Here is an 18,528-nt window from a genome sequence, read left to right as displayed (position 1 = left end):
GGGCAGGAAGGAAAGCACAATGGCACTGACCAAAGCTGAGATGGCCGAGCGTTTGTTCGACGAGGTCGGTCTGAACAAGCGCGAGGCGAAGGAGTTCGTCGACGCGTTCTTCGACGCGCTGCGCGAAGCCTTGGAGCAGGGCCGCCAGGTGAAGCTGTCGGGCTTCGGCAATTTCGACCTGCGCCGCAAGAACCAGCGGCCGGGCCGCAATCCCAAGACCGGCGAAGAGATCCCGATTTCCGCGCGCACGGTGGTGACCTTCCGTCCGGGCCAGAAGCTCAAGGAGCGCGTGGAAGCGCACGGCGGGAGTGGCTCCCATGCTTGACCCGGGCAGCAACCGCGAGCTTCCGCCGATCCCGGCCAAGCGCTACTTCACCATCGGCGAGGTCAGCGAGCTGTGCGACGTCAAGCCGCATGTGCTGCGCTACTGGGAAACCGAGTTCCCCAGCCTCAATCCGGTCAAGCGCCGCGGCAACCGCCGTTACTACCAACGCCATGAGGTGTTGATGGTGCGCCAGATCCGCGGCCTGTTGTACGAGCAGGGCTACACCATCGGCGGCGCGCGCCTGCGCCTGGAAGGCAGTGCCGGCAAGGACGAATCGGCATTGAGCTCGCAGATCATCAGGCAAGTGCGGATGGAACTCGAAGAGGTCCTGCAACTGCTGCGCCGCTGAGAAGCGCGAATTGGTAGAGCCGAGCTTGCTCGGCTTTTGCGAACACCGAGGTCCCGTCGATCGACAATCGAAGCCAGCCGAGCAAGCTCGGCTCTACCGTGCGAGACGGGCACTGCGCAAAAACCGGCTATAATCGTCGGCCGCCGCAAGGCGGGCATCGCAACACGTCGGGGCGTAGCGCAGCCTGGTAGCGCATCTGCCTGGGGGGCAGAGGGTCGTCGGTTCAAATCCGGCCGTCCCGACCATTTGCGATTGTGCAGACAAGCGCCCGGCATTGCCGGGCGTTTTGCGTTGGTGACGAGGTGAGAGTCGCGACTGCTGGGCTTGTCAGCACAGCTTACGAGCCAGGCGCCCGGAGACCGATCACCTGGCGGCAGTGCGCGGCTGCGGCGCGGCGAGGTCTGGCCAGCGACGCAACAACGATGCGCGGATGCCGGCGGCGTCCAGGCCGGCTTCGCTGAGCAGGTCCTCACGGCTGGCGTGGTGCTGGAATGCATCGGGCAGCCCGAGATGCAGGATCGGCAGCGTGATGCCTTCGGCGGCGAGCAGTTCGGCCACGCCCGAGCCGGCGCCGCCGGCGACGACGTTGTCCTCCAGCGTGACCAGGCCGTCGTGGGCTGCGGCCAGTTCCAGGACGAGCGCGCGGTCGAGCGGCTTGACGAAGCGCATGTTGACCACCGTTAGGTCCAGCGCCGCACCGACCTGCTCGGCCGCCGGTACGGTCGCGCCGAACGCGAGCAGCGCGATCCGGGTACCACGGCGGCGCACCTGTGCCTTGCCGATCGGCAGCGATTCCAGCGACGGCTGAACCGCGACGCCGGGACCGCTGCCACGTGGATAGCGCACCGCGGCCGGGCCTTCCAAGCGGTATCCGGTCGAGAGCATCTGCCTGCATTCGTTCTCGTCGGCCGGTGCCATCACCACCATGTTCGGCACGCAGCGCAGGTAGGACAGGTCCAGGTTGCCGGCGTGGGTGGCGCCGTCCGGCCCGACCACGCCGCCGCGGTCGATCGCGAACAGCACGTCCAGCCGCTGGATCGCGACATCGTGCACGAGCTGGTCGTAGCCGCGCTGCAGGAACGTGGAGTAGATCGCGACCACCGGCTTGGCGCCTTGGCAGGCCATGCCCGCAGCCAGCGTCACCGCATGCTGCTCGGCAATCGCCACGTCGAAATAGCGTTGCGGGTATTGCCTGCTGAACCCCACCAGCCCCGAGCCCTCGCGCATCGCCGGGGTGATGCCGAGCAGCCTGGGCTCCACCGCGGCCATGTCGCAGATCCACTCGCCGAACACGTCGGTGTAGGTCGGCTTCCTGGCCCCGGGCTTGCTGATCAGGCCCGTGCTCGGATCAAACGGGCCGACCGCGTGATAGCCGATCTGGTCGCCCTCGGCCAGCTCGTAGCCCTTGCCCTTGGTCGTGATCACGTGCAGCAGTTGAGGGCCCTTGAGAGTCTTGAGCGTTTTCATCGCGGCCAGCAAGGCCGGCAGGTCGTGGCCGTCGATCGGGCCGGTGTAGTGGAAGCCCATTTCCTCGAACAGCGTGGACGGCACGAACATGCCTTTCCAGTGCTCCTCCCAGCGACGCACGAATTTCGCCGCCGGCTTGTTCTTGTCGCCAAGCAGCTTCTTGCCGCCCTCGCGTAGCGCGTTCAGCGTGCGGCTGCCGGTCAGCCGCCCGAGCATCTGGGTCAGCCCGCCGACGTTCTCCGAGATCGACATCTGGTTGTCGTTGAGCACCACCAGCAGGTCCGGCTCGGGGTCCATGCCGCCGGCATGGTTGAGGGCCTCGAACGCCATGCCGGCGGTCATCGCGCCGTCGCCGATCACCGCAACTACTTTCGGCACCTCGGTGTCGCCGGTGTTGCCGGCCCGCTGCAGCGCGATCGCCATGCCGAGCGCGGCCGAGATCGAGGTCGAGCTGTGGCCGACGCCGAAGGTGTCGTACGGCGACTCCTCGCGTTTGGGAAACGGCGCCAGGCCATCCTTCTGCTTGACCGTGTGGATCTGGTCGCGGCGGCCGGTGAGGATCTTGTGCGGGTAGCACTGGTGGCCGACGTCCCAGACCAGGCGATCGACCGGGGTCTGGTACAGCCAGTGCAGCGCCACCGTCAGTTCGATCACGCCCAGGCCCGCGCCGAAATGGCCGCCGGACTGGGCGACCTGCTCGATCAGGTAGGCGCGCAACTCGTCGGCGATCGCCGGCAACTCGTCTTCCGCAAACTGGCGCAGGTCAGCGGGGACGGCAATGCGGGACAAGCGTGGATAGCGTTGCGGATCGATCATCAATACGGCGTCGGACGGCAGTTCGCTATTGTCCCGCCGGCATCGGGACGGAGCAAGGCCGCGAGCACGGCGAACGGTGAACGGTGAACCGGTTAGCAGTAAGCAGGCTAACGGCGAATGGAACAGGCCTCGCTCTTGCTGTTTCCGTTTACAGGTCGCGTAGCGGCCGACTTACAGTGAGCGCAGCGAACGACTCACAGGCGGCGCAGCCGCCGACTGCGCTGCCTGCCTCACCGCCCGCGCAAGCGGCCGAACAGGCCGCTGGGCTTGCTCGGTTCGACCTCGGGCTCCGGCTCGTGGAAGGCGTCGGCGAAGCCGGTCGCCAGGTTGGCGTTGACGAAGTCGGCGACGTCCGGTGCCGGCACGCCACTGGCCTGCGCGATCTCGTCGATGGTCGCCGGGCCTTTCATCATCGCCGTGGCAACCCGGAAGTGCTTCGGGTATTCGCGCTCGGTCTGCGGCCACTTGAGCATGTGATAGCGGCCCTCCGGGTCGAACCCGGCGACCAGCTGGCCGCCGCCGGCGAGCAGCGCACCGAACCAGATCAGGCGCTGCAGCGGCTGGGGCGCGCCGATCTCGGCGGTCTCGCGGCTCCAGTCGGCCTCCTCGACCGGTTCGAAGTCCGACTCGGCCACGCTGCCCTGGAACAGCGGCGCCAGCGGCTTGAGCGTGGTGGCGCCGGCGAAGTACTGGCGCGCTTTGGTGTCCAGCAGCACCGCGGCGCCGTCGCGCCGGTAGCGCAGACGGCCGCCGAGCTTGCCCGAGGATATCCACTCGGCCAGCGTACTGGGCTGCGCGTCGGCGCTGACCGTCCCGGTGGCGACCGCTTCGGCCGATTCCCCCGACGCGCTGGCGGGTGCGCTGATGTTGGCTGCCGGCGGCATGGCCGACGGATTCTCCGGCATCGCCAGATCCGGCAACAGCGACCCGGCTGCGGCCGAGCCGGGCTCCACCGGCGCGTCGTCTTCTTCGACCAAGGCATGGGGCAGCTCTTCGGGCAGTTCGTCCTGCGGCTGCGGCGCCGGCGTCATCCCGGCCGGCGGAGCTGCGTGGCCGAGCTCTTCGCCCGCATGGCTGGCCATCGCCTGCAGCAGCTCACCCATGCTGTCGCTGTCGAACGGCTGCGCCAGCCGGAAATCGGCCTGGGTGCGCGGCGCATCGGTCAGGCCGATCACCTGTTTGCCGGCGGCATGCAGGCGCAACCAACTCATCGGCCCGTACATGCTGTCCATGTCGACGATGACGTAGTCGGCCTGGCTGTCGGGTAACAATTGCCAGCGGCTGCCCAGGCGCGCGTTGGCGTCGGTGAAAGCGCTCTGGAGTTCGGACTCGGTGGCCGGGTCCATGCCCGTCAGGCCAAGGGATAGGGGCATTGTGGGATCCGTGTATCGCAGTGGTGCCGAGTGTTGCGGAGGCCGGGGCGTGCGTCAACGCATGCGCGACATCGGATCGCAGATTTGCGGCCGCGCCGTCGCGAAACCGCCGGCGGGCGGACGCCAGGCGCCGGGAAGTGACGTGGCTGGGTGGATATCGACCGTACCCCCGGGCAGCGCGGCAGCCCGGGCGGGCGGAACTCAGGCGTGCGAACGCGCGTTCCTGGGCAGCTGCGTGCGCAGGAATGCCATCTGGTCGGCCAGGATGTTGCGGTTGGACAGGATCAGGTGCTCGATCCAGCTCGGCCGGTACGGCACTGCCAGCAGCGGCATCCCGGCCTGCTGCGGGGTGCGGTTGCCCTTGTGCGAGTTGCAGCCGAAGCACGAGGCGACCACGTTCTCCCAGATGTCGCGGCCACCCTTGGAGACCGGCTTGACATGGTCGCGGGTGAGCTGCGGGCGATGGAACGAATGGCCGCAGTACAGGCACAGGTAACTGTCGCGCGCGAACAATGCGGCGTTGGTCAGCGATGGAGTCGGGTCGAGCGCGCGTGCCCGCGCATGGCCGCGTGCGGCGACGATCGGGTGCAGCTCGATGATGCTCTGCTCGCCGGTGACGCGGTTGCTGCCGCCGTGGACCTGCAGGCACGGATCACCGAGGGTCCAGGACACCGCGCCGCGGGCGTACAGGCAGGCCGCGTCCTGCCAGTTGATCCAGTCGAGCACGCGGCCGTGGGCGTCCAGCGACAGCAGGCGCACCGAATTCAGGCGTTCGAGAGGATGGCTGGGAACCGGCTGCGCGGGACAATCCGCAGCCAACCGGAGAGCAGCCGACCCGCGCCGCAGGGTGTCGGCGAGGCTGACGCCCTGGACCAGGCGCCGCGTGGCTCGGTCGGTCTCCATTGGAAGCCGAGCTTATACGCTTTTCGTTGACGTTTGGGTAGCGCGGAGCGGGTGCGGTCATCGGGCCCGCTCTTTGTGCCCACTGCGGCGATCCCGCGATCTCACCTCGTCCTGGCAGGATCAATTTTCTGACGCGGATTTACGCGGATCAAACACGGATAGAGCAAAGCCATGCCGATTGTGCTTCTGCCTTATCCGTTTTGATCCGAGTTGATCCGTGTCAAAAAGCTCTTCACCCAGCGCCCGAAACATCCCGGGCGCGACCGGTCACGGCGAGAAGGCGTCGGCATCGAGGGCGAGCAGGGTGGAGGCACCGCCCGCGACAGCGGCGGCGTGGCCCAGCGTGCGTGGCAGCAGGCGGGCGAAATAGAAGCGCGCGGTCTCGCGCTTGCCGGCCTTGAGCCGTGCCGACTGTTCGGAGGCTTCGCTGGCGGCGACGCTGCGCGCCCACCAGTAGGCCAGCGCGACATAACCCGAATACATCAGGTAGTCGTAGGCGGCGGCGCCGATCTCGTCGGGATCGGCCGCCGCGCGCCGGCCGACCTGCTCGGTCAACTGCTGCCATTCGACGGCCTTGGCCCGCAGCGGACCAATAAACTCCGCGACCGCGGCATTGCCCTGGTGCTCGTTGCAGAACGTCTCGATCATGCCGAGCAATACCCGCAGGCCCGTGCCCTGCTGCTGCACGACCTTGCGGCCGAGCAGGTCCAGCGCCTGGATGCCAGTGGTGCCTTCGTACAGGGTGGTGATGCGGGCGTCGCGCGCGAGTTGCTCCATTCCGTGCTCGGCGATGTAGCCGTGGCCGCCGAAGCACTGCAGCGCGTGGTAGGTGCATTCCACGCTCCATTCGGTCAGGCAGGCCTTGACGATCGGCGTCATGAAACCCAGCAGCGCATCGGCCTGCTCGCGCTCGAGGGCATCCGGCGCATGGCGGGCGATGTCGACCAGCAGCGCGCCGTGGTAGCCCATCACCCGGCCGCCCTCGACCAGCGCCTTGCAGGTCAGCAGCATGCGGCGCACGTCGGGGTGGACGATGATCGGATCGGCCGGTTTGTCGGGGCACTTCGCACCCGACAGCGCTCGCATCTGCAGACGCTCGCGCGAGTACGTCAGCGCGTTCTGGTAGGCGCGGTCCGACAGCCCGAGCCCCTGCAGCCCGACTGCCAGCCGCGCTGTGTTCATCATGGTGAACATGCCCATCAGGCCCTTGTGCGGCTGGCCGACGAGGTAGCCCTGCGCACCGTCGAAATTCATCACGCAGGTGGCCGAGCCGTGGATGCCCATCTTGTGTTCGATGCTGCCGCAGCGGACCGCGTTGGCCGCGCCCAGCGAACCGTCCTGGCCGACCCGCACCTTCGGCACGATGAACAGCGAGATCCCCTTGCTGCCGGTCGGGGCGTCGGGCAGGCGCGCCAGCACCAGGTGCAGGATGTTGTCGGTGAAATCGTGCTCGCCCGCGGTGATGAAGATCTTGGTGCCGGTGACAGCATAGCTGCCGTCGGCCTGCGGTTCGGCGCGGGTCCTCAGCAGGCCCAGGTCGGTGCCGCAATGCGGTTCGGTCAGGCACATGGTGCCGGTCCAGCGGCCCTCGACCAGTGGCTTCAGGAACATCTCGCGCTGCCACGCATCGCCGTGTTGCTGCAGCGCCTCGGTCGCGCCGTGCGAGAGCAGCGGGAAGTTGCCCCAGGCCAGGTTGGCCGCATCGATCATTTCCTTGAGCGGCACCCCCGCAGCCAACGGCAGGCCTTGCCCGCCGAACTCGACCGGCGATGTCAGCCCGGCCCAGCCGCCTTCCACGTACTGCGCATACGCTTGCTTGAAGCCCGGTGGCGTGGTGACAGCGCCGGTGGCCTGGGCGTGGCTGCAACCGACCTGGTCGCCGATCGCATTGAGCGGCGCCAGCACCGTCTCGTTGAAGCGCGCGCCCTCCTGGAGCACCGCATCGAGCACGTCCCGCGTGGCCTCGGCGAACCCCAGGCGCTGGAACGTGGCCTCCGCCTGGAGCACGTCGAACAGGGCGAAGCGCATGTCGGTCAGCGGGGCTTTGTAGTGGCTCATGGGGCGCGTCAGCGAAGGGAACCGGAACAGGGGAGACGGAAAGCGAAACCGAAAACTGAAAACCTGCTCTACCGCAGCACGCCGGGTAACCCGGGGGTGGGGCTCAATGCACTGCGGCGTTCGATGTCGAAGTTACGCAAGCGGCTCTCTTCGGGCCTCGCGCCGATGCTGCCTTCCAGCGAGTAGGTCACGCTGCGGCCGGCAGCCAGCGCATCGGCAATGGCGAGCTTGCCCGCGAGATCCGGGGTGACCGTGAGATCGACCACGTCGGCCGACTCCGGCCCGATCGTCAGGGCGGGTTGCAGCTGCAGCGTGGCGACCGGGCCGCCGTCGAACTCGAGCGCAAGGTCCACCGACTCGAAACGCATCGGGATGCTGCTGAAATTCTCGATCCGCAGATCCACCGACCAGCTACCGTCGGCCTGCACGGTGAGCTGCTGGATGCGCGCGGACGGTTCGGAGACGCGGCGCACCGGACCGCTGGCGCAGGCGGCGAGCAATGCCAGACAGACGAGCGCGGCAGTTGCGTATGACGACCCACGTATCCAATGCGCCCGAACCCTCATGCTGCCGCTCCGCTGTCATGGAACGGCGAGGATACTACGGCGCATGGAACCCGCCCCACGAGAGCGCAGCGGATTTTCTAGGAGCGCCCCATGGGCGCGAGCATGCGGCGTCGTGACTTCCGGTCGCGGGCATGGCCCGCTCCTACAAGGGGGCTAGTCCAGCAGCCCGCGGCGCAGGGCGTAGCGCACCAGCTCGGCGGTGTTGCGCACGTCGAGCTTGGCGAGCACTCGGGTGCGGTGGTTCTCGGCGGTCTTGACGCTGATGTCGAGCCGGCGCGCGATCTCCTTGGTGGTCAGGCCCTCGACGATCAGGTGGAACACCTCGCGCTCGCGCGGGGTCAGCCGACCGTAGGGGTCCTCGACCACGCGTTCGGGGTGCTGCATCTGCTCGGCCAGTGCCTTCGACGCCTGCGGGCCGAAATAGCCGCGCCCGGCCTGCAGGCTGCGCACCGCGGCGAGCAGCTCGGATGCCGCGCTGTCCTTGACCAGGTAACCCGAGGCGCCGGCGCGCACCGCCTGCAGTACGTATTCGTCTTCCTGGTGCATGGTCAGCACCAGTACGCGCGTGCCGGGCAGCGATTCGCACAGGCGGCGCACGACCTCGATGCCGTTGAGGCCTGGCATGGAGATGTCGGTGACCACCACGTCGGGCCGGCTGGCGGCAGCCTTCTCCAGCGTCTCCAGACCATCGGCGGCTTGCGCCACCACCTGCACGTCGCCGTCGTGCTGCAGCAGGCCGACCAGGCTTTCACGGACCAGCGTGTGGTCGTCGGCGATCAGTACCCGGATCTGGTTCCCCATGCGCCTAACGTGAGCGTGGACTCAGCAGCCGTCAAGCGGCACCACCGCGCGGATGCGTGCGCCGTTGCCGGGCGAGGAGTGCAGTTCGAGCCGGCCGTCGTGCAGGCGCAGCCGCTCACGCATGCCGCCCAGTCCGCTGCCGCCGCTGCGCAGCGCCTGTGCCGGATCGCAGCCGCGGCCATCGTCGGCCACCTGCAACTGCAGCGATCCACCGCGCGCGACCAGGCGCAGCAGCACGTTGCTCGCGCCGGCGTGCTTGGCGACGTTGTTGAGCGCTTCCTGGGCGATGCGGAACAGCAGCGTGCGCAGGTCGCCGTCGAGCGGCGGCAGCGGTTCGATCTCCACCGCAATCGATAGCCCACTGGCGTCGCCCTGGCTGCGCGCCAGCCATTGCAGCGCCGGCTCCAGGCCAAGATCGTCGAGGATTGGAGGTCGCAGCAGCCGCGACATCTCGCGGGTGTCGTCGAGGGTGTCGCCGCACAGCGCGATGGCGGCGTCGAGCTGGTCGCGCAACGCGGCCTGCGCCGGTGTCAGGCCGGTCCCGATCTGGGTCAGGCGATGCTTCAGGGCGGTCAGGTTCTGGCCGATGCCGTCGTGCAGGTCGCGCGCCAGCCGCCGACGCTCGTCCTCCTGCACGCGCCAGACCGAGCGCGCCAGCCGCCGGAACTCGCGCTCGTTGGCTTCCAGCCGCCCGAGCAGCCGCTGGTACTGCTCGCGGATCGCGGGCAATGATGTATCGGCGGGCGCTGGCGCCTTGTCGGTCATTGCGGCGCGCTTGCACCTGCGGCCGCGGCGGCGGGGATGTCCTGGGCGCGGTCGAACTGCGGCCGCAGGGACTCTGGCAAGGCCTCGCGGAAGCGCGCCTGCGCCTCGCGCGCCAGCGAGTCGGCGCGTTGCGCGGCGGCCGCGTCACCTTGCGCGCGGCGGGCGCGCGCGCCGAGCCGATGCAGTTCCGCGGCGCGCTGGAAGTCGCCGTTGCGCAGTAGCGAGGAGGCCTCGCGATAGGCGCTCAGCGCGGCTGCGGCGTCATCGCGTGCCAGTGCGCGCTGCATCGCCAGTTCCAGCCAGCCCAGGCGCAGTGCGGCGTGGCCGAGCGAAGCGGTCGCGGTGTCGAGGGCGGCGAGGTCGCCGGCGCTGCCTGCCTGCGCCTGGCGCAGGGCGATCTGCAATTGCAGGTGGCGCACGCCGGAGGCGGCCGCCCATTGGCGCGCCTGCCGCAGCGCATCTGCCGCCTGCGTGGAGCGCCCGGCCCGCGCGGCCAGTTCGGCCTGCAGCAGCTGCGCGATCGCGCGCTGCTCGATCGCCGCCTGCGGCAGGATCGGCTGCAGGGCTTCGAGCACTTCGCGGGCTTCGGCATCCGCATGCGCCGCCAGGAACGCCCGCGCGCGCAGCAGCGAGGTGTCGACGATGCCACGCTGGTCCTCGCGCTGGCGGAATAGCGCCTCGGCGCGCTCGGCCTGCGCCAGCGTCGCGGCGACATCGCCCCGCAGCAGTTCCATCTCGGCCAGGTTGCGCCGGCTGACCGCCGCCTCCTCGGGCATCTGCTGCTGCTCGGCGCGCGCCAGTGACTGCTCCAGGCGGCGCCGGGCCTCGTCCCACTGCCCACGCGCGCTGGCCAGCAGGCCGAGGTTCTGCTCGGTGCGGATCTGCCCGGTCTGCGATCCGAGTTCCTGGTAGGCGTCGGCGGCCTGCTGCCAGTACACCTGCGCATCGTTGTAGGCACCCAGTTGGTAATGCGCGAAGCCGATGTTGTTGAGCGCCTGCGCGGCGTCGTGCGCATCGCCGGCCTGCCGCCAGATCTGCAGTGCGCGGCGGAATGCCTCCAGCGCGCCGGGGTAGTCGCCGCGCTCCTCGGCGAGCAGGCCGATCTCGTTCTCGATCGCGGCCAGTCCCTCGCGGTCGCCAAGTTCGGTGTACAGCACGCGCGCCTGCTCGAGATTCTCGGCGGCCTGGTCGAAACGCCCGGTCAGCGATTGCACGCTGGCCAGGTTGCGCAGGCTGGTCGCGACCCCGCGCCGGTTGCCGACCGCGCGCCGCAGCTCGACCGCTTTGCGGTACTGCTCGGCCGCGTCGGAGGTCTGGCCCAGGCGGCCGTAGCCGATGCCGAGCGCGTTGACTGTCTCGGCCTCGCCGAAGGTGCTGCGGCTGCGCTTGTACAGCACCAGCGCGCGCACGAGGTAGTCGTCCACAGCGCGCTGCGCGTCGCCGCTGAGCAGGGTGAACTTGCCGAGTTCGAACCACGCGCGTGGGTCGTTGGCATCTCGCTGGGTCAGGGTCTCCAGTCCCTGGACTGCGGCGGTGAAGTCGCCAGCGGCGCCCTGTGCCCGGGCCAGCTGCAGCTCGGCCAGGGTGTCGTCGGGCGTGGTCGCCAGCAACGCACGCCACTGCGCGGCCGCGGCGGACGGATCGCCATCGAGCAGGGCACGCTGGGCCGCAAAGCGGCGGCGCAGGCGAGCCGGCGCGTCGGCAGCGGCGCGTTGGCCGCGGTCGATGGCATCGAACGCGGTGTCCAGCTCGCCGATCGCCAGTGCAGTGTCGGCCTGGGTCAGCCATGCGTCGGCGTAGGCCGGGGCTGCGTCGGTGGCGGCGCGGAAACGCGCGAGCGCGGCGGCCAGCTCGCCGCGTTGCAGCAACAGCAGGCCGGCGCCGTAGGAGCCCAGCGCTTCGCTCGAAGCCGGAAGGCCGAGCTCGAGTGCGGCGTCCTCCAGACCAAGCGCACGTGCCGTCCCGGGCTGCCGGATCCACCCGGCCAGTGCCGCTGCCGGATCCGGCGCGGGCGGCCCATCGATGATCTGCGCCGGCGCGTCGGCAGCGTGCAGGCGGGCGTGGATGCGCCAGTCGCCGTTCTCCGACTGCAGCTGCGGCTGCAGCACGCGCTGCGCCGCGGCCACGCTGCGCAGGTTGGCGACATCGGGCCGGCCGGCGCCGGTCGGATCCAGTTGGCGCAGCGCTTGCTGGGTACGTTCGCGGTCGACCACGGCAAAGCCGGGCACCGCCGCCAGCGCACTGCGCAGGTGCTGGCCCAGCCCGGCCAGCTGCGGGGCCAATTCGGCGGAAGCGGGCGGGTCAGCATGTTCGATCGGCAGCACCAGCAGCCGTTGCAGCGGCGGCGATGCGGCGACGAGCGGCGCTGGGCCGCGTTGCAGCCACCAGCTGCCGATACCCACGGCCAGCACCAGCGTGGCGGCCAGGCCCCACCAGGCCCGGCGTGAGGGACGCAGGTCGCGCGGCACCTCGCGCTTGTCGATCGCGCTGACGACATCGCGCGCGTGCTGAAAGCGATGCGCCGGCTGCGGCCGCAGCAGCCGGTCGAGCAGCCGCGCGACCCATACCGGCACGTCCGGGCGGTGCCGGGTCACCGGTGGCGGTGTCTGCAGCATGCGCTGCGCCAGTACCTCGGTCATCGTGCCACCGGCGAACGGCGGCTTGCCGACCAGCATCTCGTAGAGGATCAGGCCGAGCGCGTACAGATCGCTGCGTGCGTCCACGCTGTCGCCGCGCGCCTGCTCCGGCGACAGGTAGTCGGGCGTACCGATCACGACGCCGGACTGGGTCAAGCCGCTGCTGGCGAGTGAACGGGCCACGCCGAAATCGCTGATGTAACCGTTGCCTTCCCCGTCCAGCAGCACATTGGCCGGCTTGAGGTCGCGGTGCACCACGCCCTTCGCGTGGGCGGCGGCCAGGCCCTCGGCGAGCTGGCGGGTCAGCTTCAGCGCGTCCTCGATCGCGAAGGCGCCCTCGCGATCGAGCCGATGATCCAGCGAGGTGCCGTCCACGAAGTCCATGCTGATCAGCCAGCGTGGCGGCGCAGGATCCATGGCGTGCTGCTGGTGGTCCGCGCGGCTCTGGCCGGCTTGGCTCTGGCCGGGCACGCTGTCGCTGTGCTGGATCAGGTCGTGGATGCGGACCACGTGCGGGCTGGACACCTGCCGCGCCAGCAGCAATTCGTCGCGAAAACGCTCGAAGGCGCCGGCGCGCTGCGCCAGCTCCGGTCGCAGCAGCTTCAGCGCGACCGGGATGCCAAGGGTGAGGTCGGTGGCGCGGTAGACCACGCCCATGCCGCCGATACCGAGCATCGACTCGATCCGGAAACGTCCGGCGAGCACGGCGCCGGGGGGGAGGTCGATCTGCGCGTAGAGGCCGGTTGCGGTGGCATCGCCGCGCGGCGGAGCCGGCCCAGCTGCGCCGGTCATTCGATCTCCCCGGTATGGGCGGCGACGATGCGTCGCCAGTCGCGCTCGTCCGCCAATTGCTGCTCGTCCGGTGGGGCATCGGCACGCTGCGCATCCAGCAGTTCGCTGGCGCGGCGCGCGGCGATCCAGACCGCGGCGTTCTCGGCGAATGCTTCCAGCAGCTCCAAGTCGAGCGTGCTGATCGCCGGGCCATCGCCCACGCGGTCGGCGTAGATAGCACCGAGTACGCGCTCGCCATCCAGCAGCGGCAGGCACACCAGCGAACTCAGGCCGGCCGAGACTACCGAATCGCGTGCCGCCAGCCAGGCCTCGCTGCGAACCTCGTTGGCGACCACCGGCGCACGCTGCCGCAACGCACGCCGCACTGCACCGACGCTGCCGGAAAAGGCGCGGGTGACCAGCGCGAGCGGCTCCAGCGACAGGCTGGCGCGCACGACCAGGCCTTCGCCCTGGTCGATCAATACGAAACCGCGTTCGCACTGGGTCAGCTCCAGCACCGCGCGCAGGCTGGCGTCGAGCAGATCGCCCAGCTTGGTCATCTGCTCGATGCGCATGGTGTGCGCGGTGGCCATGGCGCGACGGTCATCCCGATCGCGCGAGCTGGCTTCGGCCTCGGCTTCGCTGAGCGGGGTGAACTCGCAGTAGACATCGCCGAAGCGCAACCAGCACGCCTGCTGCAGCCTGGCGTCGCTGACCGCGATGCCGTCGACGTAGCTGCCGTTCTTGCTGCCGCAGTCGAGCAGCCGCCAGCCGCTGCCTTCGGCGTGCAACTCGGCGTGCCTGCGCGATACCGAAGGATGGTCCAGGACGAGCTGATCGACCCCGCGCAGAGCCGGTGTGGCGGCAGCGCCCAGCTCAATGAGAGAACCGCGGGAAGGCTCTTCGGAAAGGCCCCCAGGCTCGCCGTGATCGGCATCGCCACCACGCGCACGGCCGATGTGCAGCGTGCCATCGGGTTGGATCAACCGGATGGCCGCTGCACTATCGGGTGGATAGGCGATTAGTCGCGCCTGCATCCCCGCATCTTAGCGCGGCTGCGTTCGGGTGCGGTCACGTAGGCTGGTGGGGACACCCGCCGATGGCGTCGGCTTAGCGCCCGTAGTCGCGCAGGTAGGCGATGCTGAACTTGAGCGTGGCCGCGCCGGCCATGATTCCGCCGGCATGGTTGTGGGTCTCGCCAGAGGCGCTCCATTGCTGGCTCAGGCTCTCGCCGGCCTGTGCCGAAGCCTCTGCGCCGATGGTGTCGAGCGCGGCGATGGCGTTGGCGTAGTTGCCGCTGGCCACGGCGGCCTCGGCCGCATCGATCGAGTCGGAAAAAGCGGCTGCCTGCTCCGCCGGCAACTTAGCGACATGCGCACGCAGCCAGTCGAACTTCTGCGCGATCACCGTATCGGAAGCACGCACGTCGGCCAGCACCAGGAACTCGGAGAACCCGTCGGTGGTGCCGCGGGAGCGCACGCTGCCAGGTGCGATCTCGTCGGTGATGTCGCGGAATGGTCCGCCGAGCTGCGCCTTGAACAGGCGGTACGAGCTGCCGGCGGTGTAGGTCAGCGCGTGGGTGTGCACCTCGACCCGCACGGTGCGGTTGAAGCTCAGGCCGTCCGTCGCCGGCGGCTCGACCGTGATCAACAGCGGCAGGGCCGAGTCGAGCTGGGCCAGCTCGGGCAGGCGCGAGAGCAGGACGGGATCGCTGAGATCGACCAGTTGCGCGCTGGCGCCCAGGCTCGCCGGGCTCAGGCCGCTCGCATCGTCGAAGGTCAGGGTCACGTCGGCCAAAGAGAGGTTCGGCGCGCCGACGCGTAGCGTGGCCGTGTTGCCGCTGGCCTCGACCTGCACTGGCAGCGATTGGGCAGCGACACTGCCCGCGGCGAACAGCAGAACAGCGGCGACCAGCAGTTTCGACGTCAAAAGGAGCTTTTTCATCTTTCCTCCGGTGGCGACGCCGCGGCGCTCGACACGAGGCCGACGGAACGATCGCAAGGTTGCACAGCGCAGCCTAGCCAACCAGGCCTGCCGCGTCTGTAGGGGTTTCACTCATGGGTCACGTGCCAGTAAGGCGGACCCGATGTGACGCCCGCGTCACGATCGCGAGGCTGTGTGGGCTTCTGGGGGGTTTCCCCCATCCGGGGTGAAGGCATTCCCCGATGTGGAAGCGTGCCGCTTGCTGCGACAACAGTGAACACGCCCCAGTCCTGCGGCGCATTCACGGAGCCCCCATGCCCACGTCCCCATCATTCAGATCTTCCCGCACGCCTGCCTGCAGGTCCGCCGTCCACCGCAGGACGTTCCGCGTCTGCGCGCTCGCCGCCGGCCTGCTCGCCAGCGGAGTGGCCCTGGCCGACGCGCAGCTCGATCCGCAGCTGCTGTCGCGCATGAGCGCCGCATCGCCGACCGACGAGCTGCACGTGGTGGTCAGCTACGCCCAGTCCGAGCCAGTCAGCGCCGGCCAGGTGGCCGAGCTGAATGCGCTGGGCATCGACAAGGGCGTGGTGATGCGCACGCTGCCGATCGCCGGCGCCATCGCCACGCCGGACGAAATCCGGGCGTTGGCGGCGCGGGACGGCGTGGCGTCGATCTACTACAACGCGCCGCTGCGCTACTTCAACAAGGAGCAGCGCGAGATCTCCGGCGCCGCGCGCACCGTGGCCAACCCGGGCGACTTCAACCGCGCGATCCCGTTCAGCGGTGCCGGCGTGTCGGTGATGGTCAACGACTCGGGCATCGACGCCAGCCACGAAGACCTGAAGTTCGGCGAACACGTGGTGCAGAACGTGCTGGCGCCGCAGAACATCCTGGCCGAGATCGCCAACGACATCGCCGGCGCTAATATCGTGCCGATCACCTATCTGGAGGACCAGATCAACACCGACCTGGGCTCCGGCCACGGCACCCATTGCGCCGGCACCGTCGGCGGCACCGGCGAGCGATCCAACGGCCTGTACCGCGGCGTCGCGCCGGGCGCGGACCTGGTCGGGTATGGCTCCGGTGCGGTGCTGTTCATCCTCGATGCGGTGGGCGGGCTGGACTACGCCGCGACCAACCAGTTCAGTTTCGACAGTCCGATCCGCGTGACCAGCAATTCGTGGGGCACCTCGGGGTCATTCGACCCACTCAATCCGGTCAACATCGCCAGCTACGAGCTGTACAAGCGCGGCATCGTCAGCGTGTTCGCCGCCGGCAATTCCGGCCCGGGCGAGGACACCCACAACCCATACGCGCAGGCCCCTTGGGTGATTTCGGTCGGCGCCGGCGAGAAGGATGGCGTGCTGACCGGCTTCTCATCGCGCGGAAATCGCGGCGAAACCGGCAGCTTCACCATGCCGGACGGGCGCGAGTGGACCTACATCAACGAGCCGACCGTGGTCGCCACCGGTGTCGACATCGTCTCCACCCGCACCGTGACGGGCGCGCTGCCGCCGCTGTCGGCCGAGCAGGACGAAGCCAACCTGGATCCGGCGCACCTGCCGTTCTACACCCACTCCAGCGGCACCTCGATGGCGACGCCGCACGTGGCAGGCGTGGTCGCGCTGATGCTGGAGGCCAACCCCAACCTCAATGCCGCCCAGGTCAAGGACATCATCGAGCGCACCGCGACCAACATGACCGGCCGCCTGCCGTGGGAGGCCGGCGTCGGCCATCTCAACGCCTACGCGGCGGTGGCCGAAGCGGCCGACCTGCGCAGCGATTTCGGCGCGACGGTCAACGCATTGCGCGAGTTCAACGCCAACGCGGTGCTGGCACCGGGCGGGGACCCGGTACCGTTCTCGATCGACTTCGCACCGGTCGGCACGGTCGAGGAGCAGGCGTTCGAGGTCGGTCCGGAAGTTGCCTTCGTCAGCGCGCGCGCGCGCATCGGCGACAACACGCTGGCGCTGGTGCTGACCGACCCGGACGGGGTGCGCTACGGCTCGGCGATCTCGCTGCCGCTGCTCGGCAGCACCGTCACCACCGGCGCGCCGGGCAAGGCCGGCACCTGGCGGATCACCGTGCGCGGCATCGGCTCGGTATCGGGCACCGCGGTGGACCCGTTGGATGTCACCAACGGTTACGGACTGCCGGGCACGGTCGAGGGCGAGGTCGGCTTCATCAACAGCGGCGGCTACACCGGCATGAACGATGTCGCCGATCATCCGGCGCGCCAGGCGATCGAATACGCCGTGGCCAACCGTCTGGTCGATGGCCACTCCGACCGTCAGTTCCGTCCCGACGCCAAGCTCAAGCGCAGTGAACTCGCGCAGTATCTGGTGATGGGCGCCAGCGTCCGCCAGCACCTGCCGCTGGACCGGCAGCCGAGCTTCACCGACCTGGACACCGGCGATGCAGCGTATCCGTTTGCCGAATCGGCGGTCGCCACCGGCGGCGCGCTGCGCGACCTGAGCCAGTCGCAGGCTGGCGTGATGGGGCTGTCCAATGGTGCGTTCCGTCCCAACGACAGCGTCAGCCGGCTCAGCCTGGCCTATTCGCTGGTGCAGAGCCTGGCGCTGCAGGACGAGGCGCTGGCGTTCGACGGCGAACTCACCGCGTTCTACATGGGCCAGCGCATCCCGGTCGAGGATGCATCGTCGATCCCTGCCAGCCTGCGCGGCTACGTGCAGCTGGCGCTCGACCTGGGCCTGATCAACGCCCGTTTCGCGCTGACCCAGGGGCCGTTCGACCTGGAGCCGACGCTGCAGGCCTACTTCGACCCGGCCAAGAGCGTGACCCGCGCGGCATATGCGGTCGCCGCCGGCCGCTACATGACGCACTACCAGAGCGCGGAAGACTGACGGCAAGCAAGTCCCTGCTGTTTCATCCCTGTGGCCCGGGTTATCCCGGGCCTTTTTTGGTCCTGTTGGTTGTAGGAGCGGCTTCAGCCGCGATCCCGAGTTGTCGGGCGACCCAATTGGCGATCGCGGCTGAAGCCGCTCCTACAAAATCGAATGGCGATCCGCCGCCGCCTTTGCCGGCACATTCACCGCTTCTAGCTTCGGCTCCAGGTTCGTTGCCGTCGTGATGCCTGATGCCGTCCGCCAATGCCGAAAACCCGCAGATCCCGCTAGCCAAGCCGGTCGATCAGATCCCCGCCGGCACGGTGCGCACGCTGCGGCGCAAGGCGCGCGAGTGTCGCGCCTGTCCGCTGTGGCGCCATGGCTCTCAGACCGTGTTCGGGGTCGGTCCGGAGGATGCGCCGGTGATGCTGGTGGGTGAGCAGCCCGGGTTGCAGGAGGACCTCCAGGGCCTGCCGTTCGTCGGCCCTTCCGGCGGGCTGCTGGACCGCGCGCTGGAGGAAGCCGGCCTGCCGCGGTCGGCGCTGTATGTCACCAACACCGTCAAGCATTTCAAGTACGAGCTGCGTGGCGAGGCCAAACTGCACAAGCGCGCCAACGCCGCCGAGCAGGCCGCGTGCCGGATGTGGTTGGCCGCCGAGCTGCTGCGCGTGCATCCGCGCGTGGTGGTCGGCCTGGGTGCGATGGCCGCCCAGACGATGTTCGGCAACGCCTTCCGCATCACCCGCGAGCGCGGGCAGTGGCGCGAACTTGGGCAGGCCACCCGCGGCATCGCAAGCTGGCACCCCTCGGCGGTGCTGCGGATGCCGGAGAAGCGGCGCCGCGAGCAGGCGTATGGGGAACTCGTCAGAGACCTGCGTGCGGTGGCGGGGTTTGTAGAAGCGACGTAATTCGCGATTCGTACCTCCATG

Annotated in this window: 14 protein-coding genes and 1 tRNA gene; 5 read left to right on the top strand and 10 right to left on the bottom strand. The window is 69.2% G+C overall.

What is annotated here, in order from left to right:
- Nucleotides 1-19 precede the first annotated feature (19 nt).
- The 3 genes from ACJQWM_RS05815 to ACJQWM_RS05805 all read left to right on the top strand — a co-directional run bounded on the left by ACJQWM_RS05815 (nucleotide 20) and on the right by ACJQWM_RS05805 (nucleotide 919).
- The gene (locus tag ACJQWM_RS05815; protein WP_332703095.1) at nucleotides 20-325 is read left to right on the top strand and encodes an integration host factor subunit alpha; all 306 of its coding nucleotides are present in this window, start codon (nucleotides 20-22) and stop codon (nucleotides 323-325) included.
- Nucleotides 318-674, top strand: coding sequence for a MerR family transcriptional regulator (locus ACJQWM_RS05810; RefSeq protein WP_332703093.1), 357 nt, complete (start codon nucleotides 318-320; stop codon nucleotides 672-674). The genes ACJQWM_RS05815 and ACJQWM_RS05810 overlap by 8 nt, the downstream gene beginning before the upstream one ends.
- A 168-nt stretch (nucleotides 675-842) precedes the next feature.
- A tRNA-Pro gene (locus ACJQWM_RS05805) sits at nucleotides 843-919 on the top strand.
- 118 nt (nucleotides 920-1,037) lie between these two features.
- Here the strand turns inward: ACJQWM_RS05805 and dxs are convergent.
- The 10 genes from dxs to ACJQWM_RS05755 all read right to left on the bottom strand — a co-directional run bounded on the left by dxs (nucleotide 1,038) and on the right by ACJQWM_RS05755 (nucleotide 14,774).
- On the bottom strand, nucleotides 1,038-2,957 hold the full coding sequence (dxs, locus tag ACJQWM_RS05800) for a 1-deoxy-D-xylulose-5-phosphate synthase (RefSeq protein WP_332703091.1): 1,920 nt from the start codon (nucleotides 2,955-2,957) through the stop codon (nucleotides 1,038-1,040).
- A gap of 230 nt (nucleotides 2,958-3,187) precedes the next feature.
- Nucleotides 3,188-4,330, bottom strand: coding sequence for a hypothetical protein (locus ACJQWM_RS05795; RefSeq protein ID WP_332703089.1), 1,143 nt, complete (start codon nucleotides 4,328-4,330; stop codon nucleotides 3,188-3,190).
- A gap of 201 nt (nucleotides 4,331-4,531) precedes the next feature.
- Nucleotides 4,532-5,233 (bottom strand): HNH endonuclease, encoded by a 702-nt coding sequence (locus tag ACJQWM_RS05790; protein ID WP_332703087.1) that lies wholly within the window; start codon nucleotides 5,231-5,233, stop codon nucleotides 4,532-4,534.
- 267 nt (nucleotides 5,234-5,500) lie between these two features.
- On the bottom strand, nucleotides 5,501-7,291 hold the full coding sequence (locus ACJQWM_RS05785) for an acyl-CoA dehydrogenase C-terminal domain-containing protein (protein ID WP_332703085.1): 1,791 nt from the start codon (nucleotides 7,289-7,291) through the stop codon (nucleotides 5,501-5,503).
- Between the two features lie 68 nt (nucleotides 7,292-7,359).
- Nucleotides 7,360-7,857 carry an LEA type 2 family protein gene (locus ACJQWM_RS05780; protein WP_332703083.1) on the bottom strand — a complete coding sequence of 166 codons (498 nt, stop codon included), beginning with the start codon at nucleotides 7,855-7,857 and terminating at the stop codon, nucleotides 7,360-7,362.
- 153 nt (nucleotides 7,858-8,010) lie between these two features.
- Complete coding sequence (locus ACJQWM_RS05775) at nucleotides 8,011-8,658, bottom strand: response regulator (RefSeq protein ID WP_332703081.1); 648 nt, start codon at nucleotides 8,656-8,658, stop codon at nucleotides 8,011-8,013.
- Between the two features lie 21 nt (nucleotides 8,659-8,679).
- Nucleotides 8,680-9,387 (bottom strand): sensor histidine kinase, encoded by a 708-nt coding sequence (locus ACJQWM_RS05770; protein ID WP_332703079.1) that lies wholly within the window; start codon nucleotides 9,385-9,387, stop codon nucleotides 8,680-8,682.
- Nucleotides 9,388-9,419: 32 nt separating this feature from the next.
- Entirely contained in the window at nucleotides 9,420-12,851 is a 3,432-nt protein-coding gene (locus tag ACJQWM_RS05765) for a protein kinase domain-containing protein (protein WP_332703077.1), read from the bottom strand.
- On the bottom strand, nucleotides 12,848-13,816 hold the full coding sequence (locus ACJQWM_RS05760) for a GAF domain-containing protein (RefSeq protein ID WP_411306717.1): 969 nt from the start codon (nucleotides 13,814-13,816) through the stop codon (nucleotides 12,848-12,850). The genes ACJQWM_RS05765 and ACJQWM_RS05760 overlap by 4 nt, the downstream gene beginning before the upstream one ends.
- 124 nt (nucleotides 13,817-13,940) lie before the next feature.
- Entirely contained in the window at nucleotides 13,941-14,774 is an 834-nt protein-coding gene (locus tag ACJQWM_RS05755; RefSeq protein ID WP_332703073.1) for a DUF6689 family protein, read from the bottom strand.
- Nucleotides 14,775-15,067: 293 nt separating this feature from the next.
- On the opposite strand from ACJQWM_RS05755, the gene ACJQWM_RS05750 reads away from it, so the two are divergent.
- Together ACJQWM_RS05750 and ACJQWM_RS05745 are read left to right on the top strand one after the other, a co-directional pair.
- On the top strand, nucleotides 15,068-17,617 hold the full coding sequence (locus ACJQWM_RS05750; RefSeq protein ID WP_332703071.1) for a S8 family serine peptidase: 2,550 nt from the start codon (nucleotides 15,068-15,070) through the stop codon (nucleotides 17,615-17,617).
- A 233-nt stretch (nucleotides 17,618-17,850) separates the two neighbouring features.
- The gene (locus ACJQWM_RS05745) at nucleotides 17,851-18,507 is read left to right on the top strand and encodes a UdgX family uracil-DNA binding protein (protein WP_332703069.1); all 657 of its coding nucleotides are present in this window, start codon (nucleotides 17,851-17,853) and stop codon (nucleotides 18,505-18,507) included.
- The last annotated feature ends 21 nt before the right edge of the window (nucleotides 18,508-18,528 follow it).

It is taken from the genome of Novilysobacter longmucuonensis (assembly GCF_046600735.1).
Classification (GTDB): domain Bacteria; phylum Pseudomonadota; class Gammaproteobacteria; order Xanthomonadales; family Xanthomonadaceae; genus Novilysobacter_A; species Novilysobacter_A longmucuonensis.
Note: the sequence above shows the minus strand (reverse complement) of the source record. Positions and strands in the feature narration are given on the sequence as shown.

Bases quoted from the DNA above. Each gene is read 5' to 3' on its own strand.
- ACJQWM_RS05815 (WP_332703095.1), top strand. From the start codon at position 20: ATGGCACTGACCAAAGCTGAGATGGCCGAGCGTTTGTTCGACGAGGTC.
- ACJQWM_RS05810 (WP_332703093.1), top strand. From the start codon at position 318: ATGCTTGACCCGGGCAGCAACCGCGAGCTTCCGCCGATCCCGGCCAAG.
- dxs (WP_332703091.1), bottom strand. From the start codon at position 2,957: ATGATCGATCCGCAACGCTATCCACGCTTGTCCCGCATTGCCGTCCCC.
- ACJQWM_RS05795 (WP_332703089.1), bottom strand. From the start codon at position 4,330: ATGCCCCTATCCCTTGGCCTGACGGGCATGGACCCGGCCACCGAGTCC.
- ACJQWM_RS05790 (WP_332703087.1), bottom strand. From the start codon at position 5,233: ATGGAGACCGACCGAGCCACGCGGCGCCTGGTCCAGGGCGTCAGCCTC.
- ACJQWM_RS05785 (WP_332703085.1), bottom strand. From the start codon at position 7,291: ATGAGCCACTACAAAGCCCCGCTGACCGACATGCGCTTCGCCCTGTTC.
- ACJQWM_RS05780 (WP_332703083.1), bottom strand. From the start codon at position 7,857: ATGAGGGTTCGGGCGCATTGGATACGTGGGTCGTCATACGCAACTGCC.
- ACJQWM_RS05775 (WP_332703081.1), bottom strand. From the start codon at position 8,658: ATGGGGAACCAGATCCGGGTACTGATCGCCGACGACCACACGCTGGTC.
- ACJQWM_RS05765 (WP_332703077.1), bottom strand. From the start codon at position 12,851: ATGACCGGCGCAGCTGGGCCGGCTCCGCCGCGCGGCGATGCCACCGCA.
- ACJQWM_RS05755 (WP_332703073.1), bottom strand. From the start codon at position 14,774: ATGAAAAAGCTCCTTTTGACGTCGAAACTGCTGGTCGCCGCTGTTCTG.
- ACJQWM_RS05750 (WP_332703071.1), top strand. From the start codon at position 15,068: ATGCCCACGTCCCCATCATTCAGATCTTCCCGCACGCCTGCCTGCAGG.
- ACJQWM_RS05745 (WP_332703069.1), top strand. From the start codon at position 17,851: ATGCCGTCCGCCAATGCCGAAAACCCGCAGATCCCGCTAGCCAAGCCG.